Raw genomic sequence first — 25,345 nt, forward strand, 5'->3', positions numbered from 1 at the left:
CCCTGTTCACTGGACCGATCCCACAAGTTCCTGCAGGAGACGGAGGATGTCATTCAATGTCCGTGTATCAGGCATGAACAGAATATCAGATTTTATCCGATGCTCTTCACTATGCAGTTCGGTCTTAAATAGGATTACCTCGTTGACATCCGCATCCATCTGGGAGAGGATCGACTCGATCCCGGCATGAGCCATATCGATGGCCAGTGCAGGCGGTGACGGCATCATCACAATCCCAAGCAACTCTGCAGTCCCGTCGAGGAAGGCGGAGATCATGATATTGCCAATCTCCAGCAGTGCACTCCGGTCCATCTCATCGATCTCCCGCTCCATATCAGTCATACCAAGCATCGTATTGGTCAGACGGAGGGCCGACTCCCGTGGAACCAGGAGGACGATATATCCCCCGGGTTCAAGCTCGCCCTGCAGGGAGAAGACCACCATGGCTACATATTCATCCCCGATATGATCACAGATATTTCCAATATCAACAACCTTGATCTCGGGCACACTCATCTCAATCTGAGACATCAGCATCTGAGAGAGTGTCGTGGCTGCATGTGCAGCACCGATGTTGCCAAGCTCTCTGATGGCATCCAGTTGTATATCTGTCAATAGCATCTTATCATCTCCACTTATACCATAGTATTTACATCGAGTACCGGCACGACGTCGCCATCACCGAGTATGGTGATCCCACTGACACCACGTGAACTTCCGATCAATCTGCTGAGTGGTTTGACCACAACCTCCTGCTGACCTTCGACGGTATCGAGCGGAATTCCGCATTTTTTCTCCAGATACTGAATTACAAGGACGATATCACTGTTCCCTGGCTTGCCGAACATCTCATCGAGCCAGTAGATGGGAAGAACCTCGTCCCGAAGGAGGATCGCCTCTCCACTCCCGATCTGATGGACAGACTTCATATCAAGGGTCGCAACCTCGACAATGCTGTTGATCGGAATCGCACATCGTCTGCCATTGATCCTGACAATCATCACCTGCACAATCGCCATCGTGGGCGGAAGAACCAGTTCAAATCGTGTCATCTTTCCAAGGACGGTCTTGACATTGACCGAACCCTTCAATGACTCGATCGCACTCTTCACCACATCGAGACCGACACCTCGCCCACTGATATCGGTGATCTTCTCAGCAGTACTGAACCCTGGCTGGAAGAGGATATTGATCACCTCATCCTCGGTCAGAGCATCAGCGGCATCCCGGGTCATCAGCCCCTTCTGGACGGCCTTGCTGCGCACACGCTCCACATCAATCCCTGCCCCGTCATCGGTCAGTTCAATGATCACATTATCCCGGTCACGCCGGGCAGAGAGCCGGACCGTTCCGACCCGTTCCTTGCCCAGACGTTCCCTGGTCTCCGGGGACTCCAGGCCATGGTTGATCGCATTCCGTATCAGGTGAAGGAGCGGATCGCTCAATCCATCCATCACACTCCGGTCGAGTTCAGTCTCACCGCCCTCCATCAGGAACTCCACCTCTTTGCCGTCATATTTGGCAACATCCCGAACGACCCGGGGAAACCGGTTGAAGATCTGCTGGAGCGGGATCATTCTGATGTTCATCATCAGATTCTGCAGTTCAGAGACCGAACGCTCAACCACGCTGATCGCCTCGTCCATCTCCTTGATCTTGTACTGCTCGGCGATCTGTTTCATCCGCCCGCGGTTGATCACCAGATCTTCGACGAGGTTCATCATGTGATCGAGCTGCTGAATATCCACGCGGAGGTTTTTTATCTCCCGGTTCTTCTCATGGGTCTTGGGTTCCTCCTCTTCACGACCCTTTTTGACGGTGGAATCGGAAGTATCCGAGGAGGCTGGCACCGCCAGAGGGATCTCCTGCTCGACCACCTGAACAGACTGAACATCAGGTCCTTCAGCTGCGACCTTCAGAGAATCAGAGCCGGCGTCACTCTGAACCACCACCATGAGATCCACCCCGCAGTCCCCATCGTCGATAGCCGCCCGGGACGGTGTTGTCTCGATGATCGTCCCGAATGCCTCCAGACTCTGGATGACCAGAAGGGCCCTGATATCCTTCATCAGGCACTCTTCCTTCAGCGTCACCTGCACGGAATACACAGGAACGCCTTCCAAGATTTCCGGGGAATCCTCCGGTTCGCCGGAAGATCCTGCCTCAAGAATAGTGGCAGGAGCAGATGCCGCACCCTGAGAGGACGATGGTTTCAAACTGGCCCATCTCTTAAGAGAAGTGATCAATGGTGCAGCTTCAGCGTTTGCACCATCACCCCCGCCCTCGATATCATCGATCATATTTTCGATGACATCTGCGGCAGAGAGGAGAAGATCTGTCAGATCACTGCTGATCTGCAACGAACCATTCCTGATGTTCTGGAAGATATCCTCCATGGAGTGGCAGAGGTGTTCAGGTTCATCAAATCCCATCGAAGCTGATGCTCCCTTGAGCGTGTGAACTGCCCGGAAGATCTCATCGATCGCATTGTCATCCACACCCTGTTCAAGGACCAGCAGCCCCTTTACCATATTCTCATGGTTTTCGCGAGACTCTGCGACGAAGAGTCCCCGATATGCTTCAAATTCTGACAAGCAATCCTCCCTATCCATCCATCTGTGATACAACCCGGACGATCTCTTTCGCCATTCTCTTGAGCGGTACAACCTGATCGACTGCATTATGCTCGATAGCTGATCTGGCCATACCATAGACCAGGCAGTCTTCCTCTCTACAGATCAGCGATGTCCCGCCGGCTTTCTTGATCGCGGCAGCCCCTTCCCCGGCATCATTGCCCATTCCAGAGAGGATCACAGAGACTGCATTCTTCCCAAAGACCGGAGCACCGGATATAAAGATCTTATCAATAGCCGGACGGACACCATGGAGCGGTGGTGCACTCGAATGGACCAGTCGACCGGTCCGTCTCCCATCACTGCTGATATTTCCCGTGATCACCGAATGATACCCCGACTTGGAGACAAGAACCCGTCCCCGTTCTAGGGGATCGCCGGACTGTGACTCCCTGACCGGGATGGGGCAGATCCGATTGAACCGCTCGGCAAGAGCTGCAGTGAACCCGGGAGGCATATGCTGGGTTACCACCACCGCCGCAGGGAGATCGGCCGGCAGGTCGATCAACAGTTGATCGAGTTGCTGGGGGCCACCTGCCGATGAACCGATCATCACGATCCTGGTCGCCAGCTCATTTCCCGTTCCACCCCTTGCAATCCTTTTGATCGGCGAAAAACGAAAAGTGAACATATGTTTGACCTTTTCGATCAGATCGTCGCCGATCCCTCTGACATGGGTGATATCCTTGGGCTTGAGCATGAAGTCATCAGCCCCGAGTTGTATCGCGAGCCTGGTCATCTCAGCATCCTGTGACGTGAGCGAGGAGAGCATCAATGTTTTGGGCCGTTTCTCCCAGGTTCCGAGTTCCTTGAGCACCTCAAGCCCATTCATCCTCGGCATCTCGATGTCGAGTGTGATCAGATCCGGATCAAGAGCCTTGATCTTTGCAAGAGCATCCACACCATCGACGGCTGTCCCTACAACCTCTATGGTAGAATCCTTTGTCAGAATATCTCTGATGACCGTGCGCATGAACACAGAGTCATCAACAACCAGAACACGCATTCAGATCATGACGCCAGGACGTTCTTCACTTCTTCAAGTACCTTTGGGGCCTGGAACGGTTTGACAATATACCCTTTCGCCCCTGTCTTGATTGCGAGTTTCACCATCTGTTCCTGCCCAACTGCAGTACACATGACCACCCTGGCTGCCGGATCGAACTGTTTGATACCTTTCAGTGACTCGATACCATTCAACTTTGGCATCACCACATCCATGGTGACGAGGTCAGGTTTCAGCTCCTTATACTTCGCAATCCCCTCTTCCCCATCGGCCGCCTCGCCCACGATAGTATGGCCGCCTGAGAAGAGGATATTCTTGAGAAGCGTCCGCATGAACATTGTATCATCGACAATTAATATGCGTCCCATTGAACACCAGGATAATACTTTGTTATAAGCACTATATAGAAGTACTGAAAAAAAAAACCCTCAATAGTAAAAGATTTATTGTTTTGTCGCGTCAGAGATGTAGCGTATCCCCTTTGTGGTCAGTTTAACCTCTCTTCTGACCTCCACAACTTCAGCAATATTCAGATTGATCAGTTTGTCATAGATCAAATCCAGTTTTTTATTGTTGATCGAGAGCATGTTGATGATCGCGGACGAATCCATGCCACTGTATACCAGCATCGCCACCTGTTGATCATACTCGTCCAGTTCATCACCACGCATATCCATCGACTTGGTGGCATCGGTCAGGAAGTTGAAGAGGGTCTGGAGGGTTGAGACCGGACAGAGCACAAAACTGGTCACCACCTCACCGGCATCGACATGATCGATCTTGATCACATCAGTCTGTTTACCCTGGACATCGCGCTTGGTCAACTGAATATCAGCAACATCATTGAGGGGGATACTGACCTGTTTCTGGGCGCTATCGAACCAGATACCAGTCTTTACAACGATGATTGAGCCCTTCTCCCACTGTGCATCCTTGACCATCACCCCGCCCCTGATTGCAGGAGAGAGAAAGTATGCTGCAAGACGGTAGGCACTGCAACTACTCAGAATGAGCCGTTTCATTACCCGGAGAACCTTATCGACAGAGAGGATCGGAAGTGTCACATCAGGCGTATCACTGGTGCTGATGAGGAGCAGATTCTTCCTTTCTTCAAGGTTTATGATATTTTTATAGAGCACTTCCCTATTCACCGGTTTGGGGATCACCAGGCGGTCCTCACCGATACCAATCTTTACGACCAACCACGTTCCATTATACTCAATCTTAACAGGTACTTCCTTCATAAACCCTCATTTTTTTAGATTATTAATCCCCTCTGCGATAAAAAGGACCGCCATTGACCGTGACTATGGCTTCGAAATCCCATGTCTTTTCTTCTCCGGTTTCACTTCAGGCATACCAATCATCTGCATCAACCCTTCGAGATCTGTGACCAGATCTTCAGAGCTGACCTTCACATCACGCAGGTCCCGGAGGATCGACATGTCAGCCTCAACCTTCACAGACTTGACATCCGAAGCGAGCAGACTGAGCATTTCGTTATCCCCACCCATTCCTCCTGCAAAAGCAGCCAGATCTGGTTCATCCTTTGGAGGTTCATCCGGAAGGGCATCCTGCGGAAGCGGAAATTGAGGAATATCCGGGGTCGCTGTAGTTGAACTGGCGGCCGCATCTGGAGATTCATCCGGCACGTCAGGGACACTCAGGTCTGCTTCATCCAATCCGTCAAGCCCTGATAGCTGAATCTCATCCAGATCCACCTCATCAAGACTTGCCAGTTCATTATCGATCTGGTCGATCCCTTCAAGATCAGTGAACTCCTCGAGATCAGAGGCATTTTCACTGAGGATCGCATCGGCACCCTGCAGTTCTGGCTCTGCAGGAGGGGTGACAGCCTCCATATCCAGTGAGAGATCCTCGGCCTTTTCCGGTTTCTCTTCAGGGACATCGAGGCTATCAAGGTCATCGAGGAGATCGGTCTGCAGTTCGTCATCTGATAAAGACAGGAACGGATCCTCTGGCTTCCCACCACCACCACGAGAAGGTGCCGGGGCTGAAATAGATGATTTGTCTACCGATCTTCCCTTCACTACCTCCTCTTTCTTCCCTCGGGAGAAGAGACCCCCCATCTTCTCCTCTTTCTTACGAGGAACCCGTTCTGGGATCAGTTCCTTCAGAGATGAACGCATCCGTGCGAAGAGACCAGAACCACCCTTATCCTTGGTCTTCGAAGGAGCCACCTCAGTCGACCCCTTCTTTCCTTTTTCAGGCTTTACAGACTTCTTCTTTCCACCCTTTTTGAACCGCTCTCCAAACCGAATGAAGTCCTCTGCTGTCAGCGCTCCGGTTACAAAGAGGAGGATCACACCAATCAGGATCAGCACGGGGAGGAGTTGCATCAGGGGCAGGTCGACCCCAATCATCAGTAACCCGATGACAAGGGTTACTACAAAAAGAAGAAGCCTCCGAACGTCCTCTCTCATGTCGTATTCGCCGCCGTCGCAGAGTTAGCGATATTGGTCAGCACATCAACACTGAAGAACATCCCTACCAGGGTCGGTAGGACCAGGAAGATCAATCCCGATAGGGTGAAGAAGATTGCAATATACAGATAATACATATACCGGTCCCCACCCCACACAATCTTTGCAGCTAAAACATTGGATATCGACAGGATCACCATGATGATCACGACATAGTTGGTCATCACGTCCTTTGGAAAGTTGACAAACATATTGAGAGAGCCTGCGAGAAAAGCGTTTCCCCCCATACCAGTATCACCCCCAGAAGCAGCAGCAGCATCAGCAAACTTATTCATCATCGAGGTGATGGCCGTCGTCAGGGTCAGCATGATATCGAAGAGGGCTACCAGAATCCCGACCATCATCACGTGCATCGGGATCAACAGAATGATAAAACTCTTGGCCAGCATATCCCGCTTCTGCCGGAGGAGCACCATGTTCTGCATCGAATTGCCGACCACCTTTCCAATCTCACCAGCCGGCCCCCCGGTCGCGACCGTATCACGAAAGATATTCAGATACTTATAGATCAGGTTCGATCCACTCTCACCGATGAACCGTTCCCAGATCTGCTCCTCATCAAGGCCGAGGTTCATCTTGGAGTGAACTGACCGAACCAGCGGTTCGAGCGCGATCAGCGATTTCTTGTCCACCTGGTCCAGCGCAATCGGCAGAGTGGCCCCCTGCCCCTCCATCACAGACCCGAGCGACCGGATAAAGATTGAAAAATCGTCATCACGCTGGGAGATATTGGTGTCGTCGATATACCCGATGATCCCCAAAGGACCCATCATCAACCCGATGAAGAGACAGACAAAACCGGCATTCACCCCGAATGCCACCATGATCAGAGAGATGACAGCGACCAGCGGAACCATAATCCGCTCAATCTTCCTGATCGAGATCTGCTCCTTGGAACGCCAGGTATCAAGTCCATGTGTCTTCGGATCATCGGGGACGGATTTATACATCAACACAATCCCAAAGATACTGATCCCGAGCGTCAGCGCGTACGACATATTCAGGGTCATATCGATGCCGGTCGGCGCATAGATCGCCACCGAGATCATCATGGTGACAGCGACCACAGCACTTGAGAGAAGCATCGCGATGTAGGCATCCCCCCACTTCTTCAGCAGTTCAAATCCCTGTTCAATGTTGCTGACATAGACCATTCTGGTCGTGACCAGTTCATTGCTGAGAAACTCCTCATCCGGCACCCCAGAATCGATCGAGTTGGAGAAACGGTTGAAGAGACTCTGGATCAGGGGATTTTTCACCCGATCGGCGGTGATCTCCAGGGACTCCTTATAACTGAACCCCCACCCCATCGTGAGGATATTGACCTTTTTGATGTATTTTGAGGAGGCATACTCGCTCCGCTCGCTTGCACTGGCAAAGAGTTCCGGCCGCGACGCGCGGGCGAGGGCAAGGGAGGTCATATAGGTGATCATATACAGAAGGTCTGCGGGCATCTGCTTGTTCTCAATGATCCCCGCATAATAATCCTGAAATGATTTGACGATCCCGGCAAAGGCACTCTCTTTTGGCTTATCCTCCTCGGATATCGCCCCGCTTATCGCCACCTCTGCCATCGTCAGACCCCTATCGCCAGCAACCCCTGCTTCTTGATCTTGGTGATCATATGGAACAGATCCCAGAACTGGGTATACCCTGCCTGATGGAGTCTCTCAAGGATCTTTGCCCGTTTTTCGACCTCCAGATAGATCTCTGCACGTCGATTCTCGGGCAACCCGAGCATCGTTGCGATCTTCTCTTCCAGCAGGTACGAAGAACCCTTTCCTGACCAGGTGAATGTATCAGTGACCGGTTCCCAGCCGAACATCTGCACAAATGAGAAACCCTGCGTCTCCGGATTAAAGCCGACCAGTTCATTGATACTGAGGACCCGCCTGACGGTTTCGCCGGTCGGACGCCTCACCGCACTCTGGATGATCACCAGGTTCAGGTTGTCCACATGCGACTTGGGGATGTTGATCGGGTCACTGCAGAGCCGCTGGATCAACTTCTCGACGCTGGCCGCGTGAAAGGTGGACATCACCGGGTGACCGGTCTGCATCGCACCAAACGCGACTGACCCCTCCGAACCTCTGATCTCACCGACCAGGATCTGGTTCGGACGCTGACGGAGGGCGGCCTTGAGGAGATCGAACATGGTGACCGAACCATCGTCACTCTCCCCTCCCTTGGCTTTAGCAACCTCGCGGGTCCAGTTCCTGTGCGGGACCGTCAGTTCTGGCGTGTCCTCGATCGTCACGATCTTGTTCTCCGGAGGAATAAACGTCGTGATCGCATTCAGGGTCGTGGTCTTCCCACTGGCAGTCTCGCCACTGACGAAGAGGGACATTCCATACTCGATGCAGATCCAGAGATAAGCCGCCATATTATAGTCACAGGCATTCGAAGCTATCACATCCATGATAGAAAGCGGCACTTCATTCACCTTACGAATCGTGAAGTTCGAACCGTGCCGGCTCACTGCAGTTCCATAGACGATGTTGATACGGGAACCATCCAACAGGGTAGCATCTACAATCGGGTTCCGATAGGTGATCGGATGCTTGATCTTCTCTGCCATCTTGATCACAAACTGGTCGAGTTCATCAGAACGGGTGAACTCAATCACTGACTTCAAACCCTTGAAGACCTTGTGCTCGATGAAGATCGGACCGACCCCGTTACAGGTGATATCTTCGATATTCGAGTCTGAAAGGAACGGTTGGAGCACCCCCATATCGATCTTATCCCGTGCCATCAGGTACTCCACCGCCTTGTACTCGATGGGGGTCAGGATCACCCTTCCATCCGGGGTCTGAGGCACCTTGACCTGCGACATCCGATCGATCATCTTCTTCTTCGCAGTGAAATCGGTGTTCAGAAAGTCCTTGACCTTCTCAAGACCCCCCTTCTGAACATCCTCCCCGCTCGACTCTTCGAGTATCTCACCGGGACGCCGGATCGCCGTCACCTTGGTGAGCAGATTCTTGAGGACAATCCGACGCTCCTCCTGAGAGGAGGGGTCGTTCTCAAGGGCATCGATCAGATCGATCAGCCTGAGTTCGATGGGTGGAACAAATTTGTTCACATTGTGCAGGAACGACGGCTCGATGGGGATATAGAAGTTTCGGACATCATTCGGATCCTGTAGAATATGGACAAAGGTGGTTTCATTGACAGGATAGATGATGTTCGGGTTCTTCATCGATCGAAGGTCCTTCTTCAACTCGGAGAAGAAGAGAGGAATCCCATAGGTGTTCACCGGCAGGATATGCAGGTACTCGAGCAGGTGTGGAGCTCCTTGCACGTATTCCCGGGCATTCGCAGGGAGCATCCGATAGAGCGCACTGGACTCGAGATTGGTGGACCAATCAATTCCTTCATCGACAACTTCAGGCTTGAATGGCAGCTTCGCTGCCATTGTCATGGTTGCCATGCCTACACCTTCGCGAAACTCATCGGAATGATCTTCATACCATATCCTGGATGGACCTCGAACGAGACCAGGTTCCCCGTCGTCTTCCGTGCACCCCGAACCTTGTTCACCTCGAGGACCATCACATATTTTGTCCCAAGGAGGGACTTCTTCATGAACAGGTGCGCATCAGAGATGGACCTGATCCGTACCAGCGACTCCTCCTCAAAGGCATAGGTGTGGAGGGTGATCAGGATCGTCTTGCCATGGTCGACCAGGTTCTTGCAATTGGTGAAGAAGGTCAAAATCGTACCGGTATCGGCGTACTCACTGAAGAGGGTCAGGGAGTCGATGATGATCACATCTGCCCTGCTGTTCTTGATGAACAGGATCAGATTGCTCAGGAGCCCCGACATCTCCGTCTCCTTCCATTCAAATCCTACCACATTTAAGGGGAAGACTCGCAGGTATCCCCAGGCATAATATTCAGAGATGTCCAGACTCATCGATTCCATCTGTTTGAGGAAACTCTTGGTGGTATTCTCTGTCGTGAAGAGATCGACACACTTCGACTGTTTCAGAGCGCCCCAGATGATCTGCTGAGTCAGTACGCTCTTGCCGGTATCGTTCTCACCCTCGATCAGAGTCAGGGACTCCAGCGGAAGACCGTCTGCGATCTTCTTATCAAGTTCGTTGTTCCCCGTGGAGAGGATCTTATTATCTTCCCCTCCCAGAATATCTCCGATTCCACCACCCATAGTTTTCCCCCAATTACACTAACACGGTTGAATAGACACCGTTCGGCGTGATCACCTGTGCCCAGACAGGTCTGTACGTGTCGGTGACCGACAGGGTCAGCACCTCTCCCGGGTCGAGTTGTCCGGGATGGACGTAATCCGGGACGATCTGTATATTCTGCCAGGTCTGACTTGAGAGAGCGCCGGTAGTGAAATGATGATACAGCGGTTCCCCAACACCATCCGATGTTATCACATCCATATGAGTAAAATCGCTGATGGGTTCCCCCCCGGTGTTGGTCACGTTCAGATAGACCGTGTTGTCGACCACCTGGTCTATTGAAAGGTTGATCATCGTTCTCATACGCGCCTCCTGCAACTGCCCCATATCACCCTGGGCGGAGGTGACGGTCTCTGCAGTCATAATCACGGATCCCACCAGTACATAAGCGACATACACAAGAAGCATCACACCTACTACCGCACCAATCAGTTCACCTACTGCCACCACATCACCCCGCGGAGAACTGCTCTGTCCTGGAAACCCCGTCAGGCAGAACAAACTGGAAGTACATCATATCCCCTTTGCTGACCGGGCCATAGTTTATGTCGACTCTGAGGGTCTCACCAGGATCCCAGTACTCGTTCGTGTTATCCTCAACCTGATAATTCCAGGGTTTCGGAGCCGTAAGCGTTGCATTATAGGTCATCCGTGAGAAATCTCCGACCTCTCCAAAGAAGAGATCAGACTTTGCAATATCCGAGTCGGGTAGGTTTGAAGACCCGATGTTCTTCATCCAGATCGTCGCTTCTCCATCGGTGTTGCAGTAGGTCGTCACCACCCGAAAGTCAGTCCTCATCCGTTGATCAGAGTCATGGGAAGAAGAAGCGAAGGTACCGGCCATCGTATAGATCACCGGAAAGATTGCGTTGATCAGAACACCGGCCGCAATGATTGAGGTGATCAGGAACATCGCGGTGGTGAAGGTCTCACTTGACATAAATTATATCCTGTCAAGCAGGTTTACCCACTCATCGCCCTTTATCCGGTCCCTGGCTCCCGGTTCATCACTTGCAAGCCCCTGCCGCTGTTCCATCAGCACCTCAATCATATCACGATCAAGGGTTATATCATTCGGCGAAAGAATCCTGTTTAAAACATAGAGCTCGGCCACATATTCGCCGGGATCGATCTCATGCACCTCACCGAGGACAGCCGGCATCAACCGGGCGATCTCGATGACCTCGGCACAGGACTCCTGTGAAATGTACCCCATCGATCGGTACGACTGGAGCATACTCTCAAGCCGGTCATGGCCGTACTTCTTCACCGACCGGTTGGTCCACTTGAAGAGGCGATATGCCTTCTGGAGGCGCAGTTTTTCAGGAAGTGACGAAGAGTCCGGGATTGGAGGCACGGCCGGCATCGCCGGGAGTTGTAGTGGGGGCGCAGCAGCCGACTCCTGTGCCAGTTGCGAACGCAAAGCAGCGAGTAAACGCTCATCAGCCGCAGAGAACTCACCTTTCTTCTCCTTGCGGCGTGATCTGGTCGGACGCTCCTCCTCGAAATCATCTTCCTCGTCCTCCTCGTCTTCATCGTCCCGCTTCCGCCGTCCCTTCCTCTCTTTGGTCTTCTCTGATGATGAATCTAAAGTAGACTCGCGAGCTTTCAGCGCACTCTCGCGAGCGTCCAGAGCAGACTCATGGGCGTCATTGGCCTCTTCCTTGAGATTCTGAGAATTATCCTGACTGTTGGCGGTACCGCCGACCAGTGTGAATGGATTATCGATATCATTCATACGTTCCCGTATATCGATAAGGAGCCGTTTGATCGAGGTCTTGATCAGATCAACCTCTCGCTCCAGGCTCTGCAGTTTTACCTCTGGATCATCCTCGGAAGCTGCTGTGAGTATCTGGTCAACCTGCGCCTGATTAACCACCATGCAAGTTACTATATATGGGTTACAGTTAATAAATACATTCATTCAGGAAAACAGACAATTCCCAATTTATATCCTATTTTGGTTGCAGAATAACGAGAGATCGGCATTCTACCGGGTACCGGATCTTTGAAGTACCGGCCCACCGATCAAAAATTTTATCGAATGCGAATCTTTCCACCCTCCTGTTCGCCTGATCGCGCAGTGACCAGGTGTGATTCTGAACAAAAAAACACTCATTTTATCCATCCAACCACCATCATCGAACATACCACCACAGAAAGAAACAGTGTGCATACCCCGGTGCACTCATCCACCTTCTGGTTCAGGATACACCGGATAATAATCCAGGGCCCATTTTTTGACTGGAGATCTCCGATCTGATTATTCTTGTGATCTCGCAGTACCCCCAATAAAGACATCCCTACCACCATCTCCCAGTAGGAGAGGTGCTGGCATCAGGTGAGAGACCATTATATATACCAGTGCCACCGATCGACAGACTGGATGGTACACCAGTTTTGAAAGTTGAAGAGCGTGAAGAGGCTGACAAAGGAGAGGAGAAGAAAGCCGGTAGGACCAGGCGTCTACCCATGAATAAGACAAAGATCGTCTGTACAATCGGTCCCTCATCCTCATCACCACAGGTGCTTGCTGACATGATCCGAAGCGGAATGAATGTGGCCCGGGTGAACTTCTCCCACGGAACGAGCGATGAGCACAGGAAAATGATACGAAGTATCAGAGCAGTCGCCACTCGCCTCGGGAGGACGGTGGCAATTCTTGTTGACCTCCCAGGCCCAAAGATCAGGATCGGCAGGTTGAGACTGGAACCAACGATCCTGAAGAGGGGGGAGACGATCACATTAACCACGGACCCGGCCTCTTCGAACCTGACCGCGATCCCGGTGGATTACCCCGACCTCCCCTCACTCGTCACCGAAGGGACCACGATCTATCTGAACGACGGGTTTCTGCAGGTGAAGGTAGTCCGAACCAGCGAACAGGAGGTGGATGCAAAGGTCGTGATCGGTGGACCGCTCCTCTCACATAAGGGACTGAATCTGCCAGGGGTCGCCCTGTCGATCGCCGCAGTGACCCCGGAGGATCTCGCCCATGTCGATATTGGACTGGATGAAGGAGTCGACACCTTCACCATCTCATTCCTTGAGCGCCCGGAAGATATCAGGATACTCCGGGAGTATGCACAGAAGCGGGGCATAAAGATCCATATCGTCGCAAAGATCGAACGGGCTGGAGCGGTCAGGGAGATCGACGCCATTCTTGCCGAAGCAGATGCCATCATGATCGCACGTGGCGACCTGGGCGTTCAGATTCCGATCGAGGATGTGCCTGGAGTTCAGAAACAATGTATCCTGAAGGCAAACCGGCTCGGGGTGCCGGTGATCACCGCCACCCAGATGCTCGAATCGATGACAGAAAATATCCTCCCGACAAGAGCCGAAGTGACCGATGTAGCCAACGCAATTCTGGATGGGTCCGATGCCGTGATGCTCTCCGCTGAGACAGCCACCGGCAGGTACCCGGTTGAGACGGTGCGCATGATGGCAAAGATCGCACGATCGATAGAAGCCCAGCGGACAATGTTGAAGGGCCGTTCCCAGCTTGAGGAGGTGCTGCTGCTTACCGGGATCAACAGGCGCGAACTGACGGTCGACGATGTGGTCTCCCTGAACGTGATCCAGGCGATGCACGCCCTCTCACCCCGGTATATCCTGACCCCCACCAGGAGCGGGAGGGCGCCGAGACGGATATCCCGTTTCAAACCGGACTGCTGGATCCTTTCGTTCTGCAGGGATCAGAAGGTTGCCGAGTTCCTCGCCTTCTCCTACGGCGTGGTGCCGTTCTTTGTTAAAACCGATGAGGCATCCTGGCACGACAGAATCTTTGATCTGATCAGTGATGCCGGACTTGCGAAGACCGGAGATCTCGTGATCCTGACAGAAGGGTCGGAACCGGATCTGGCAGGAGCGACCAACTCCCTGCGGATCATCAAATTCCCCTGATTATGAAGGGACCGCAGAGTCCCGGATCACCCGCCATCGTTGCACCTTCTGATGAAAGGATTCGCGAGCGTTGGCAGGACTGGTTGAGGGGAGGGAGATGACGGTCACACCGGCAGGCGGTCCCGCCTTCCCCAGCGACCGTTTCAGAAACCGTTCGGCGGTCCTCCCATTGGCTGCGACCAGGCGGATGGTCGGATGGGTTGTCAAAAATCCACGAATATCGTTCAGAGCCGGCTCATATATCGTACTGTCCATCGAACCCTCCTGATAACAGGAGTCGACCATATCCCAGAGCGCCACCTGCTGATCAGCGAGCAGACGGACTCTCTCGGAATACGAGAGTGACCGGGAGATCCCAAAGAGTTCCTCGATGATCGGCCAGAAATGGTTCAGAGGATTCGCATAATATTCTCCTACAGTCCGTGCCCGGGCACTTGGAAATGAACCGAGGACTAGCACGACCGGGGCCGAGCCGATTATTGGAAGGATACCCTGCTTTGGATCGGAGTCTTTTATACTGCTGGTTCTCTTCATCAGATCAGGCTTTCCTTCTATCATCTGCTTCCCTGTCATCAGGAGAAATCATCTCCGTATATTCCTATAACAACCCAATTCAGCGCTGATCACCCGGGGATCAGATCATCAAGGCCCTGATATTCATGGTGGTCGCCCCTATGAAGAGAGAACGATTGCCCGAATTTCATGAGAGTATCATTCTTAGGATAACCCTTCATTATACTATCTAATTATTGGGCCAGACATGGGAGAGCACGTCGGGATATCATCAAAAACCTGATCGGTTTCCCCCCCACTTAAGGGGGAAGAAGAGGTTCTCGTAGGAGGATCCGGTCGGCTATTTCCATAAATGACTGCAACAATCATTGTATAATAGTATCAGGAACTAATACGCCCCTGCAGAAGATGAACTCCGGAGGGAAAAAGTGAAAATCTGGCGGGCGGTAGGAGCATCAGTTCAGGGAACCTATCACCAGCAAATTGGGCTACCCAACCAGGACGCATTTGGATCTTCTGCTGTGGAAGGCGGAGTTGCCGTGGCGGTGGCCGACGGACACGGATCTGCCCGCTGTTTCAGAAGCGATAGGGGTTCGGCGTTTGCTGTTGAGGCAGCACTTTCAGTTTCCAGACTGTTCGCCGCCAGAACGGACCCGATTGTTCTTCTATCCTGCGATCAGGAGTATCTGAGAGCCGGCATCTGCACAGCGATCGTCGACAGGTGGAGAGAACTGGTGGATCAGGACCTCATCAGCAGAGGTGAAACCGGCATCTCTCCCTCTTCCAGATATGACGAACTCGCGGATCAATTACTCCCCTACGGGTCAACCCTGATGACCGTCATCGCCACACAGGATTATCTGCTGTATCTGCAGCTTGGCGACGGGGATATCCTCACCATCTCACAGGAAAGAACAGTAGAACGTCCACTGGAGCGGGATCCCCGCCTCTTTGGAAACCAGACCACTTCACTCTGTCTACCCGAGGCAGCCAATGATTTTTATACTGCTGTTGCCAGCGTACACGACAGGATACCCGCAGCAGTCCTGCTCGCAACCGACGGGCTGGTCAACTCATACCAGAGTGAAACCGATTTTCATACAGCAGCCCTCAGACTCTTCACTGAAGATCAGCACCTATCAGAACTACTCTCCTGGATATCCTCGACCGGAAGCGGGGACGATATCACCGTCGGGATGCTGCTTCACAATTCTGAATAAAGAAAAAAGATATGTTATTTTGGTTGATACCTGACTGCCAGTCTCACGTTCAATCGGAGATAAAAAATGAACCTGGAACACCTTTTTTTGCTCAAAAGGGTGTGATATTCTGAATTTCATTCAACTGTTTGTGGCGTTCACCCCCAGATGATGTCTGCCTGTTGATCCGTTACCAAGCACGGAGGTCCCATTGACTGCGAAGTCAGGGGCATGATCCGGACCGGCAGTTGTGTTACGGTCAAAGTCCGGAGGAGCAGTCTCGTTTCCGGCAGAGCCATGTGCATGACCGTGGCCAGCAGTTGCGTTAGTTGCGTTGCCAGCAAAGTCCGGAGGGGCGGTCTCGTTACCTGCGAAGTCGGGGGCATGATCTGGACAGGCAGTTGTGTTACCGCCAAAGTCCGGAGGAGGAGTCTCGTTTCCGGCAGAGCCATGTGCATGACCGTGGCCGGCAGTTGCGTTCGTGGCGTTACCAGCAAAGTCTGGAGAAGCGGTCTCGTTTCTGGCAGGACCATGTGCAGGACCCGGACCGGGGCCGAAACTATTTTCATTCAGACCTGCAGCAGAGAGCGACTCGTTGATACTCTGTTTCAGAGCAGTCTTGGTACCATTATACGTCTTTACAGCGACCTGTGTCTGGTTGAAGAACAGACGCTCGACCGTTCCAAGGTTCTTCTCCGCAGTTCGAAGTTCAGTACCGTTCTGTATGGACGATAGTGATGCAGCGGCGGAGACATAGTTATCTCTGGTCGTAGTCATGGCAGTGGCGCCAGAACTGTTGCTGATCTGATCGATGTATTGAATTGAACCCTGCATCATCACTTCAGTGATATGACTGGTGTTCACAATCCGATCCCTGATTTCAGTGATATGCGTCTGGTTTATAGAGTTTGTGACCCCCCCTGCGCTGACAGCAGGGACGAGCATCAGCATCAATCCGAGCATGCATATACTGACTGATACGATTGATTTAGTGGATATTTTTTCACCTCAAGTAGTCCGGCAACCCGCGTCCCCCGCAGGTCGCCATAGTCAACCTCTTGAAGAAGGGACGATATATATTTCAGGGATGGGAGTGGGCAAAGATCTCTGTTCAGGTATCCATTTCCGGGTCCGGCAGGTCAAGGAAATGGACTGTTCTGTCCAGCCGATCCTTCTATTTGACCAATCCTGCAACCAAAATTCCCGATCGATCGCAGGAGAAGATCCTGATAAGAGAGTTATAGCGGACAGATCACATCCCGGGTTCGGATCGGTTTTTTCCCTCTGATTCGGTGAAATTCTTAAATATCTCTGCAAATTAAGAGGGATTTCATCTATCAGGGGAACCTGGATCTGAACCAGATGGCCCTATCTCTGAACCAGACAGACCCGGATGAGGATAAACATTTATCCCCTCACGGTGAACGAAGATAGAGGACTGGTGGCTGTGGACAGGACTGAAGGTACTGAGACTTGTATCGTCTCGATCGATACCGACTTTTATGAGGATCTATCGCAGTATCTTGAGGTGCTCTCCAACAGCACACGATTGCGGATTCTAAAACTGATCGAGAAGACACCAAAGGATCGTCGCCAGATAGCAGCCGAGATCAATACCAGTTATGACAATACCAAGAAGCACCTCGATAAACTGGTGAATGTAGGTCTTGTCAAGAAGGAGGCCGGCGTAGGTCAGCAGACATCTAAAGGGGTACACCCGGTCTGGGAATATTCGGTGGTCTCCGGGGGTCTCGAACAGGTGATCCGAAATCTGGGGGTCTTCAGCACCGCGGGAATTCAGAAGAACCCCGACCTCTCCAGTCGGCTGGCCGATGTGCGGGGTCAGATAGCCGATGAGTTCACCGGCGACCATCTGTATCTGGTTTTGCTGACAGGAGTGGACGAGGGGAGGGTCACTATCATGGAAGATGAACAACTCTGTATCGGCAGGGCAGACGTTGAAGTTGAAACAGTCCCAGGATCCCTTATCCTCCCAGATTGGTATAGAACGGTCACCCGCATCTCCAAACCCCATGTACGGATCCTCATGGAGCCCATCGGATACATGGTAGAGGACTGCGATTCCACCGCAGGAACCATGTTGAACGGTCAGCCACTGACCCCGCACCAGCGGATGGTACTCCATGACGGGGACCTGCTGGACCTTGCAAATGATCCCTATGGTGCACGGTTTGTCGTGATGTTACCAAAGAAGAGAGGGGCGGATCCTGCTGGATGAAGCCGGCTCAATTCCTGCTGGTTCTGCTGCTTTTAGGTGTGCTTCTGGTGTGTGCTCTCCCGGCAGAAGCCGCCCCGATAGCACTGCCATCCCCTCCCCAGTTTCATCTGACGCATAACAATACCACCCCGGGAATCACCGAGATCCCACCTCCAGTAGATAGGGTGATGGATAGAACCATCTCCGGGGTGGCTCTGTTTCTGCTCTATGTCGGGATTTCATTATTACTGTTGATCATCCTGATGATACGAGCCGGGCGGAGGATGGACCCGCATCTCACCATCCCAATCAACGAAGAACAACCGATGTTTGACCTCGCCTATCTGGTCCTGGCCATGGTCTCTGCTGTCGGGGTTCTCTGGTTGTTGACCGTGAACAGTGAATTATTGATTCGAATCGATCTCTACGGGATCATCGGACTGATCTGCTGCTTCCCGAGCGTCTTCTTCTCGCTCTTCTCAATCCGGATTGCAATCGGAACAAAGCGGTTACAGGTGCAGCAGAGCATGCTTCTGATCCACCTGCTCGTGGCCATCATCGCTGCGATCCTGCTCAGTCTCCTCCTGCTCCTGATCCCGGCATCATGGGAACTCCCGTCACTGGCACTCACGTACATCTCCCTGATCGCCGGAGCGGTACTCTCAGCTGGACAATTCCTCCATCATCGAGAACGACACATGTTTGCCACCATCGCACCGATGCAGGCGCTCCAGTCTGGTGCTGATGATCAGAAGACTCTCATTCCATCTGCAAATGAGGAAGGGCTCCTCACAGAGAAGGGTATTCCCGAGGCGATCACCTCCCAGTACACCGACCTGAAGCCGGCAGCAACCGGAGGGGTGGCAAGTGTCTTCTCTGCAACCCGGCGAAGCGACGGAATGAAGGTCGCCCTGAAACTCCCACTCAGGCATGATCTCGCAACTGGTGCGGGATTCTTAAAAGAGATCCGGATCTGGGAGCATCTGAACCATCCCAACATCGTCCGGCTCACCCATGTGTACCTGCTCCCAACCCTCTGCCTGGAGATGGAGTATGTTCCTTATCGACTCACCGAACAGATAGGGTCTATCACCCCAGCACGGGCCATCCTGATTGCAAAAGGAATCCTGAACGGACTTGAATATGCGCACCTGCACGGATACAGCCACTGCGATATCAAGCCGGAAAATATCCTGCTCACCGAAGAGGGGATGGAAGGGATCCCAAAGATCACCGACTGGGGACTCTCCGAACATGCCGGCGAGAAGACCGGGATTGCGTGCACCGCCTTTACCCCATGGTATGCAGCTCCAGAACAGATCGCTCCCGAACTGTACGGTCTTCCTGGGCCGGCCACCGATCTCTATCAGGTCGGAGTGCTGCTGTATCTGATGCTGACCAGTGCCCATCCCTTTGCAGGGAAAGACACCGACAGCACCTGCAGAATGATCCTGAACGATAGTCCACTTCCCCTGTCTGCTCATCAGCCCGACCTGGCCCCCCTTGATGAGGTGCTCTTCAAATGTCTGGCCCGGAATCCAAAGGACCGGTACAGTTCCGCAGCCGAACTCTCCGCAGACCTTGTGAGAATTCATCAGCAGAACGAAGGTAGAGCACAGTAACTCTCCTCCATGATCCAGGAGGACACCGTTAGACTGTTGAACTATCAGGTGACACGAGCCGGTTATGTACAGATGAGGATATAAAGGGCAGGAGCGCCCATCAGGTAAGGAGAAGAGATGCGACTGTTAATCCGCCTGAAGGCCGAACAGGATGGCCCTGTCCAGAACCGTGCACTGCACACGTTTGTTACCCAGGCTATGATGTGGGCGGGATCCCTGGGCCCGGCCCTGGCCCGGGATGTCCCGATATCCTACTCCCGCCTCTTTCCGTTCAAAGAGGTCAAGACCGGAGATCTGCAACAGTTGATCATTGCGTCCCCTGCGCCAGAGGTGGCACAGGGGATCGCTCGCTATCTTTCACAGAAGAGGGGATCCCGAATCAACATCGGAGATGCACAGTTCACGCTGCTCGGGCATCAGACCTTCTCGATCACCTTGCAGAAGAACAGACTGATCCTTCGGAATGCAACCCCTCTGATCGTCCGGCTCTCCCCCAAGTGCATCAATCAGTTTCAGATCCAGGAATCGTCAAAGGGGCCTGTCTTCTGGGGGGAGGGGATGCCCACGGAAGCGCTGACTTTTGCCCTCACAGAATCGTTGCTTTCCCGGTACAACCGTTGGAACGGGACAAAAATTAAAGTGGAGACGCTCTTTGCCGAAGCCACCCTCTTTAGAAGTCTGCCTGCAAAACCATCAGGACAGAAGAAGAGCGGGACGGCACCCAGCAGCCTCTGGGAGTTCCGCTGGATTAAGATGAACCAGGCACAGCGAAAGGTGCTTGCATTCGGGATCGAAGCAGGATTCGGGGAGCGGACCGGGTCAGGGTACGGTTTTATGAATGTGATCAGAAAGGAAGAGACAACAGCTTCCAACACCGAGGGCTCAGAACCAGACCAGCACCCTGGGACTGAACACCGGGAAGAGTGAGAAATAAATATATAATAGAATAACATAAGGGCAATTTGCCTCTAGAGAGGAGCATGCTGAGAAGGCTTTGCACTGATGCAATCAAACAGCAGGCGTTTATAACAGCAGCCTGTACCAATAGATAGACTGCATCAGAGGCCAGATACCATCATGATGGTATCTAAACAAAGGGCAGCGGGATCACAGGCTAATAAATAACAATGCCTGTGATGTGAAAGACGCTGGCTCACATGACCGGCATTGCTTTTAAAGAGGGGAATCCTCTCAGGGGCGTCCTTTCTAAAACCTGTTACTTCCTCTCCTATCTGGAACGCATCTGCCAAAGCCCTTGCCGAAACTCCTCAACATACTCCTCCATCGAGAGGGATCCTTCCGGGAACGGACAGTCGATATCATACATCCTGGTGATCATCGGGTTCGAAGGGAGGAGAAGGTCGAGTTCTACGCCGCTCTCCTCCACCGCCTGGACCATGGCCTCACGGAAGATACCGATACAGTATGCGATCCTCTTCGTATACGTATGCTCGGTCTTCTTCAGATAACCGGCGATCCTTCGTGTCTCTATCCTGAGAAAGTCTTCCTTGACCTTTGGATCGGTGACTTTACCGAGCATATAGTGATAATGGGCATAGGGGTACATCAGTTCAAGTTCGGCCGGCACGGTCCCGCAGGTACCGAAGATCACCACATGGTATTCGCTCTGATCGAGGGTGTTATCGATCACCTTATGAAAGAGCCGATGGCTCGGGCTTGTGCTGTACGGCTTCTTCACGGCACAGGGAATGAAGATCCCGATCGGTTTTGGCTCGACCTGGTACTGATCGATGATGAACCGGTACGCCTCCTCAAAGACCGGGAAGTAGAAGGGCGGGGCGGTCAGATGGTCATCCTCGCTGAAACGGGCAGGGGCCTCTAGTCTCATCCAGTACCTGTAGGATGACGATCCTGATGTCTGCTCTGATCGGGAACTGGGAAGACAGTATCACCTATAAATAGGAACTGTACAAATACTCTCAAACGCCCATGAACAGCGCAGAATTATCTCTCGTGTTCCTCTGGGATCAGGATGACACACATGAGTGAAGAGAACGGACATTTTGATGGGGGACGATGGGTCGTCGGAGCGCCGGAAGAAGAAAAGACAGAAGGGGCACCGGTCGCTCCCGAACCTCCTGTTGATGCAGATACTGATACCACGCAGGAGATTCCGGTCCAGGAAGGACCTGAGTCTGCACAGGGCGAACCCGACCCGGCGGTCATCAGTCAGAAGATCGACGAAGCCTCGGCATCGGTCGCAAAGGCGATCAACGATGTCATCGGGCTTGCCCATGGAGTCATCACCACTGACGATGGGCACCGATATGTTGAGAAGACAGTGAAAGATGCCGGCACAGCACTTCAAAGCGGAATCAACGATGTCCTTGCACGGATGCAGGAGACGCTGAAGAGAAAGCGTCAGAACAGCGATGAGCCAGATACTAATAAACCTGAGAATGATAAGCCGGAATAATTCCAGTTTTCATAATCTTTTTGCCCGGGCCGTCTGAATCAGAGTTCCTGAACGACATCTCTGATCGTGCTGAGCACCAGTTCCGGCCCGACCCGTTCCATCATCGAGCGGAAGCGCTCGCCGGGTTCTCCGTACTGCAAAAAGACAACGAGCACGGCTTCCACCAGAGCGGGACATGCTGAGAGCGGAATCCTCATGCCAAGGGGAAGGCCGGCCATCACCCGCCGGCCGGCGGTCCCCCCGATGAAGAGCGTGACGCCTTCGGCCAGCAGACGAACAGCATTGTGAGGGCAGCGATCTATGCAGGTACCACAGTTCAGGCAGAGGCTCTGTCGGAACAGAAGGGTACCGTCCTCATCGAGCAGGAGCGCCCGGGCCTTACAGGCGACCACACAGGCCCCGCAGCCGGTGCAGTTCGACGCCTCGAACTGAGGTACGCGCTGACCCATGATCCCGATGTCGTTGAACTGCGCCTTTGTACAGTTGTTTGGACAACCCGCGATCCCGATCTTGAACTTGGCCGGCAATGGTTTGCCGTAGTATATCCGGTCCAGCTCCCGACAGGTCTCCTGGGTATCATAGAGGCCATGCGGGCAGACCGTTCCCTTGCAACAGACAATTGCACGGACATTCCGGCCGGTGGACCCGGTGGAGAGGCCGGCCTCATCCAGGGCAGCACAGACCACCGGGACGTCGGCGATCTTCACCCAGGGAATCTCAAGGTTGAGCCGGGTGGTCAGCGAGATGTATCCCCGCCCGTACCGGGTCGCCAGCTCCCCGATCAGGGCGAGCTGCGGGGCGGTGCAGTTCCCTGCAACGGCCTTCACCCGGACTGAATAATACCCCTTCTCCTTCTGCCGGAGAAGGCCGAACCTCTGTGGTGTAGAGTGTGAATCATTCCGATCATCAACAGCAGACATGCGTATACCCTACGGGGTGGCGAGAAAAATAGATTACTGCCCTCTTTAGGTCAGAGGGGAACCGGGATCAGAGATCCCTGTTGTTGCCACCACGCCGGCGGTTGGGCTTGCGTGGGCGGGTGAGGCCGACGATCAGCAGGATGATCGCAATCGCAACGATGGTATAGGTCAGGTATAACGGTCCAGAGGAGGTGTTCTCCTGCTGGGCCGAGGAATTATTGACTGCTACATGCGTAGCGGCCCCGTTCACCATGCTCATGTTCTGTGTTATCGTTCCAGAGAGGTTCCCGGCAGGAGATGTTGTATTGGTGAGATTCACCCCGTTGGTCCCGATGGTCAGGATGACCGGCACCGATACCGCCATACCAAGTGAATAACTGCCATCACTCTGCAGATAACTCTCCTTGATGTTGTTCACGTTCGTCTCTGCCCAGATCTGGTACTGACCGGCTGTATAATTCAGATCCCCGGTGTTCCAGAGGGACCCATAGGAACCTGCCCCCTTCACCGAGAAGGGGTTGGTGGTGACGCTAATATTGTTCAGCCAGTTCACCATGCCGTGGTCGTCGATCAAACCCCGATAGATCTGCCCGGCAGGATTTTGCACACGGATCGTCACCTGCGCAGAAGCTCCTCGCTGCGTGAAGGATTCTAGATTTGTATCCAGGATGAACCCGACCGGGGTCGAAGCGTTGATCGTCTGCCCGGTGATATCGACATTGCGCTGGAGATCGATGACCCTGACCCCCACTGACGGATCCCTGACTGTAAAGGCCGGAACCATCCGGGTCATATCATACCAGATGCCGTTCTTTGTACCAGCCGGCACCGTGAAACTGATCGGGTTGTCGACGACTAGCGAATCGTCTGGAGTGATGTTGGACGGACGGACTCCGGGCTTAAACCACCCGAGGGTGGTTCCTGCGGCAACACCGGTAGCTGATATGTTCAGGCTCTGCTCACCGGCATAAATGGTAGCACCTGCAAAGGGGATCACCGCCGGGTTCCCGGATGAAGTGGTCACAGTAACCTGGGTTTCGATCGTTGTAACGGGCGTAGGAGCCAGGGTAGAGGAGGGTAAGAGGGGAACCAGGGCATTATACCAGCGCTGTGCTATCTTCCGCTCGCCACTCTCATTGGGCAGGATACTGCCCGCCTGATTATCGGTGGTACCATCGTACCCGGTCGTGAGATCCACCAGCGTAACCGGAGAGCTGGATGTATTCTGGGCAGCGGCCACTACAGCAAGACCATCATTGATCGTCTGGACACTCTGACGGTACACGGTCGATGGTGGAACAGTGCCGACCAGAATCTTAACCGACGGGTTCCGGGTCCTGAGCTGGTTGACGATCAGGGCAACATTCTGCAGGGTCTGGTTCAGCGGAACCCCTGCCACCTGATCTTCACTACCGAGTGAGAGCAGGACGATATCAGGTGAGTATGACGAGAGCCAGGTGGTCAGGTTTCCACTCGCCGAGTCAGAACGGTTCCCGTTCAAAATCATATCAGTGGTATACCCGGCATGTCCCTCATGATCCTGGTCAAACTGATAGGTAAAGTTTGAACGGGCACTTCCGACATAATCGATCTGATAACCTGCAGAGACCAGCCCGTTCCAGAGCCAGTACCGATAGGTCGGATGAGATGCCTGGTCTGGGGTCAGATTTGACCCCTGCGTCAACGAATCACCGAGCGGCATGATCTTTACAGGCGTACCTGCACCTGCCGCCCCTACGAGCATCATGCAGAGGATCAACCCTGCAATGAGACATACAAGAGAGTGTCTGTGGTTCATATCATTCTCTTCCCTTGAATTAGGCATACAGATGTTGACCCGAGAGGTAAAGAGGTTGCCCGGAGAGATCCCGATTTGGTGAGGTCGCTCGGAAGGGGCAGAATTAACAAAATAATTGAACTGGGCCCGGATTTCATATTTAACTATAATTATTAGGTATTTACATAAAATCGGGCTATGCGCGGGTGCAGAGAGACTATTCCGGTGCGCAGATAGGAAAAGAAAGAAGTTCACCCTACTCCGTCAGTTCAATGATCAGGGACCTGCGTCGACAACCGGAGTTGAACTCCATCTCTCAGGTGCCTCTACCAGGGATAATACATGGTTCTGTTATCGTGATCTCTCCAGATTTCTGACAGTCAGAGAGCCAAAAAAAAGG

The 25,345-nt window shown here is 53.0% G+C and carries 23 protein-coding genes; 6 read left to right on the forward strand and 17 right to left on the reverse strand.

Annotated elements, in window-relative coordinates; translation table 11 throughout:
- Positions 1-6 precede the first annotated feature (6 nt).
- The 12 genes from MPAL_RS09245 to MPAL_RS09300 form a co-directional block, all read right to left on the reverse strand.
- Complete coding sequence (locus MPAL_RS09245; protein ID WP_012618479.1) at positions 7-621, reverse strand: chemotaxis protein CheC; 615 nt, start codon at positions 619-621, stop codon at positions 7-9.
- Positions 622-635: 14 nt separating this feature from the next.
- Positions 636-2,612, reverse strand: a complete 1,977-nt coding sequence (locus MPAL_RS09250; protein WP_012618480.1) for a chemotaxis protein CheA — start codon at positions 2,610-2,612, stop codon at positions 636-638.
- Positions 2,605-3,639, reverse strand: a complete 1,035-nt coding sequence (gene cheB, locus MPAL_RS09255) for a chemotaxis-specific protein-glutamate methyltransferase CheB (RefSeq protein WP_012618481.1) — start codon at positions 3,637-3,639, stop codon at positions 2,605-2,607. Before cheB ends, MPAL_RS09250 begins: the two co-directional genes overlap by 8 nt.
- Positions 3,640-3,644: 5 nt before the next feature.
- Positions 3,645-4,007: a response regulator gene (locus tag MPAL_RS09260; RefSeq protein ID WP_012618482.1), complete on the reverse strand. Its 363-nt coding sequence runs from the start codon at positions 4,005-4,007 to the stop codon at positions 3,645-3,647.
- A 75-nt stretch (positions 4,008-4,082) separates the two neighbouring features.
- Positions 4,083-4,883, reverse strand: coding sequence for a CheF family chemotaxis protein (locus tag MPAL_RS09265; protein ID WP_012618483.1), 801 nt, complete (start codon positions 4,881-4,883; stop codon positions 4,083-4,085).
- Positions 4,884-4,946: 63 nt separating this feature from the next.
- Positions 4,947-6,083 (reverse strand): hypothetical protein, encoded by a 1,137-nt coding sequence (locus MPAL_RS09270; RefSeq protein ID WP_012618484.1) that lies wholly within the window; start codon positions 6,081-6,083, stop codon positions 4,947-4,949.
- Entirely contained in the window at positions 6,080-7,717 is a 1,638-nt protein-coding gene (gene flaJ / locus MPAL_RS09275) for an archaellar assembly protein FlaJ (RefSeq protein ID WP_012618485.1), read from the reverse strand. The genes MPAL_RS09270 and flaJ overlap by 4 nt, the downstream gene beginning before the upstream one ends.
- Before the next feature lie 2 nt (positions 7,718-7,719).
- A complete protein-coding gene (locus tag MPAL_RS09280) occupies positions 7,720-9,576 on the reverse strand; it encodes a type II/IV secretion system ATPase subunit (protein WP_012618486.1) in 1,857 nt (618 codons plus the stop codon).
- Positions 9,577-9,578: 2 nt separating this feature from the next.
- Positions 9,579-10,313 (reverse strand): ATPase domain-containing protein, encoded by a 735-nt coding sequence (locus MPAL_RS09285; RefSeq protein WP_012618487.1) that lies wholly within the window; start codon positions 10,311-10,313, stop codon positions 9,579-9,581.
- Between the two features lie 13 nt (positions 10,314-10,326).
- On the reverse strand, positions 10,327-10,800 hold the full coding sequence (locus MPAL_RS09290) for a hypothetical protein (protein ID WP_048145913.1): 474 nt from the start codon (positions 10,798-10,800) through the stop codon (positions 10,327-10,329).
- Positions 10,801-10,804: 4 nt separating this feature from the next.
- Complete coding sequence (locus MPAL_RS09295; protein WP_012618489.1) at positions 10,805-11,293, reverse strand: hypothetical protein; 489 nt, start codon at positions 11,291-11,293, stop codon at positions 10,805-10,807.
- Positions 11,294-11,296: 3 nt separating this feature from the next.
- On the reverse strand, positions 11,297-12,235 hold the full coding sequence (locus MPAL_RS09300) for a hypothetical protein (protein ID WP_012618490.1): 939 nt from the start codon (positions 12,233-12,235) through the stop codon (positions 11,297-11,299).
- A 482-nt stretch (positions 12,236-12,717) separates the two neighbouring features.
- Here MPAL_RS09300 and pyk point away from each other — a divergent pair, with 482 nt between their 5' ends.
- Complete coding sequence (gene pyk / locus MPAL_RS09305) at positions 12,718-14,259, forward strand: pyruvate kinase (protein ID WP_236610364.1); 1,542 nt, start codon at positions 12,718-12,720, stop codon at positions 14,257-14,259.
- Here pyk and MPAL_RS09310 read toward each other — a convergent pair whose 3' ends face one another.
- Positions 14,260-14,832, reverse strand: coding sequence for a DNA-deoxyinosine glycosylase (locus MPAL_RS09310; protein WP_052292240.1), 573 nt, complete (start codon positions 14,830-14,832; stop codon positions 14,260-14,262).
- A gap of 368 nt (positions 14,833-15,200) precedes the next feature.
- Here MPAL_RS09310 and MPAL_RS09315 point away from each other — a divergent pair, with 368 nt between their 5' ends.
- On the forward strand, positions 15,201-15,992 hold the full coding sequence (locus MPAL_RS09315) for a PP2C family serine/threonine-protein phosphatase (protein ID WP_012618493.1): 792 nt from the start codon (positions 15,201-15,203) through the stop codon (positions 15,990-15,992).
- 120 nt (positions 15,993-16,112) lie between these two features.
- Here MPAL_RS09315 and MPAL_RS09320 read toward each other — a convergent pair whose 3' ends face one another.
- Positions 16,113-16,934: a hypothetical protein gene (locus MPAL_RS09320; protein WP_012618494.1), complete on the reverse strand. Its 822-nt coding sequence runs from the start codon at positions 16,932-16,934 to the stop codon at positions 16,113-16,115.
- A gap of 457 nt (positions 16,935-17,391) precedes the next feature.
- On the opposite strand from MPAL_RS09320, the gene MPAL_RS09325 reads away from it, so the two are divergent.
- The 3 genes from MPAL_RS09325 (at position 17,392) to MPAL_RS09335 (ending at position 20,738) form a co-directional block, all read left to right on the forward strand.
- On the forward strand, positions 17,392-18,210 hold the full coding sequence (locus MPAL_RS09325; protein ID WP_158303664.1) for an FHA domain-containing protein: 819 nt from the start codon (positions 17,392-17,394) through the stop codon (positions 18,208-18,210).
- A complete protein-coding gene (locus tag MPAL_RS14610; protein WP_012618496.1) occupies positions 18,207-19,811 on the forward strand; it encodes a serine/threonine-protein kinase in 1,605 nt (534 codons plus the stop codon). The genes MPAL_RS09325 and MPAL_RS14610 overlap by 4 nt, the downstream gene beginning before the upstream one ends.
- A gap of 117 nt (positions 19,812-19,928) precedes the next feature.
- Positions 19,929-20,738 carry a hypothetical protein gene (locus MPAL_RS09335; RefSeq protein ID WP_012618497.1) on the forward strand — a complete coding sequence of 270 codons (810 nt, stop codon included), beginning with the start codon at positions 19,929-19,931 and terminating at the stop codon, positions 20,736-20,738.
- A 301-nt stretch (positions 20,739-21,039) separates the two neighbouring features.
- Here MPAL_RS09335 and MPAL_RS09340 read toward each other — a convergent pair whose 3' ends face one another.
- Complete coding sequence (locus MPAL_RS09340; RefSeq protein ID WP_012618498.1) at positions 21,040-21,660, reverse strand: DUF5591 domain-containing protein; 621 nt, start codon at positions 21,658-21,660, stop codon at positions 21,040-21,042.
- A gap of 144 nt (positions 21,661-21,804) precedes the next feature.
- Here MPAL_RS09340 and MPAL_RS09345 point away from each other — a divergent pair, with 144 nt between their 5' ends.
- Positions 21,805-22,248, forward strand: coding sequence for a hypothetical protein (locus tag MPAL_RS09345; protein ID WP_148208208.1), 444 nt, complete (start codon positions 21,805-21,807; stop codon positions 22,246-22,248).
- Positions 22,249-22,286: 38 nt separating this feature from the next.
- Here the strand turns inward: MPAL_RS09345 and MPAL_RS09350 are convergent, their stop codons facing one another.
- Together MPAL_RS09350 and MPAL_RS14615 are read right to left on the reverse strand one after the other, a co-directional pair.
- Complete coding sequence (locus tag MPAL_RS09350; protein WP_012618500.1) at positions 22,287-23,168, reverse strand: 4Fe-4S dicluster domain-containing protein; 882 nt, start codon at positions 23,166-23,168, stop codon at positions 22,287-22,289.
- A gap of 67 nt (positions 23,169-23,235) precedes the next feature.
- Positions 23,236-24,966, reverse strand: coding sequence for a DUF3821 domain-containing protein (locus tag MPAL_RS14615; protein ID WP_012618501.1), 1,731 nt, complete (start codon positions 24,964-24,966; stop codon positions 23,236-23,238).
- Positions 24,967-25,345 lie beyond the last annotated feature (379 nt).

The sequence above is a fragment of the Methanosphaerula palustris E1-9c genome (assembly GCF_000021965.1).
Classification (GTDB): domain Archaea; phylum Halobacteriota; class Methanomicrobia; order Methanomicrobiales; family Methanospirillaceae; genus Methanosphaerula; species Methanosphaerula palustris.

Excerpts from the sequence above, each read along its gene's own strand:
- flaJ (WP_012618485.1), bottom strand. The coding sequence starts at position 7,717 with ATGGCAGAGGTGGCGATAAGCGGGGCGATATCCGAGGAGGATAAGCCA.
- MPAL_RS09270 (WP_012618484.1), bottom strand. The coding sequence starts at position 6,083 with ATGAGAGAGGACGTTCGGAGGCTTCTTCTTTTTGTAGTAACCCTTGTC.
- MPAL_RS09320 (WP_012618494.1), bottom strand. The coding sequence starts at position 16,934 with ATGCTCGGATTGATGCTGATGCTCGTCCCTGCTGTCAGCGCAGGGGGG.
- MPAL_RS14610 (WP_012618496.1), top strand. The coding sequence starts at position 18,207 with ATGAAGCCGGCTCAATTCCTGCTGGTTCTGCTGCTTTTAGGTGTGCTT.
- MPAL_RS09285 (WP_012618487.1), bottom strand. The coding sequence starts at position 10,313 with ATGGGTGGTGGAATCGGAGATATTCTGGGAGGGGAAGATAATAAGATC.
- MPAL_RS09265 (WP_012618483.1), bottom strand. The coding sequence starts at position 4,883 with ATGAAGGAAGTACCTGTTAAGATTGAGTATAATGGAACGTGGTTGGTC.
- MPAL_RS09260 (WP_012618482.1), bottom strand. The coding sequence starts at position 4,007 with ATGGGACGCATATTAATTGTCGATGATACAATGTTCATGCGGACGCTT.
- MPAL_RS09335 (WP_012618497.1), top strand. The coding sequence starts at position 19,929 with ATGCGACTGTTAATCCGCCTGAAGGCCGAACAGGATGGCCCTGTCCAG.
- MPAL_RS09295 (WP_012618489.1), bottom strand. The coding sequence starts at position 11,293 with ATGTCAAGTGAGACCTTCACCACCGCGATGTTCCTGATCACCTCAATC.
- MPAL_RS09300 (WP_012618490.1), bottom strand. The coding sequence starts at position 12,235 with ATGGTGGTTAATCAGGCGCAGGTTGACCAGATACTCACAGCAGCTTCC.
- MPAL_RS09340 (WP_012618498.1), bottom strand. The coding sequence starts at position 21,660 with ATGAGACTAGAGGCCCCTGCCCGTTTCAGCGAGGATGACCATCTGACC.
- MPAL_RS09345 (WP_148208208.1), top strand. The coding sequence starts at position 21,805 with ATGACACACATGAGTGAAGAGAACGGACATTTTGATGGGGGACGATGG.
- MPAL_RS14615 (WP_012618501.1), bottom strand. The coding sequence starts at position 24,966 with ATGAACCACAGACACTCTCTTGTATGTCTCATTGCAGGGTTGATCCTC.
- MPAL_RS09245 (WP_012618479.1), bottom strand. The coding sequence starts at position 621 with ATGCTATTGACAGATATACAACTGGATGCCATCAGAGAGCTTGGCAAC.
- MPAL_RS09280 (WP_012618486.1), bottom strand. The coding sequence starts at position 9,576 with ATGGCAACCATGACAATGGCAGCGAAGCTGCCATTCAAGCCTGAAGTT.
- MPAL_RS09350 (WP_012618500.1), bottom strand. The coding sequence starts at position 23,168 with ATGTCTGCTGTTGATGATCGGAATGATTCACACTCTACACCACAGAGG.
- MPAL_RS09310 (WP_052292240.1), bottom strand. The coding sequence starts at position 14,832 with ATGACAGGGAAGCAGATGATAGAAGGAAAGCCTGATCTGATGAAGAGA.
- cheB (WP_012618481.1), bottom strand. The coding sequence starts at position 3,639 with ATGCGTGTTCTGGTTGTTGATGACTCTGTGTTCATGCGCACGGTCATC.
- MPAL_RS09250 (WP_012618480.1), bottom strand. The coding sequence starts at position 2,612 with ATGGATAGGGAGGATTGCTTGTCAGAATTTGAAGCATATCGGGGACTC.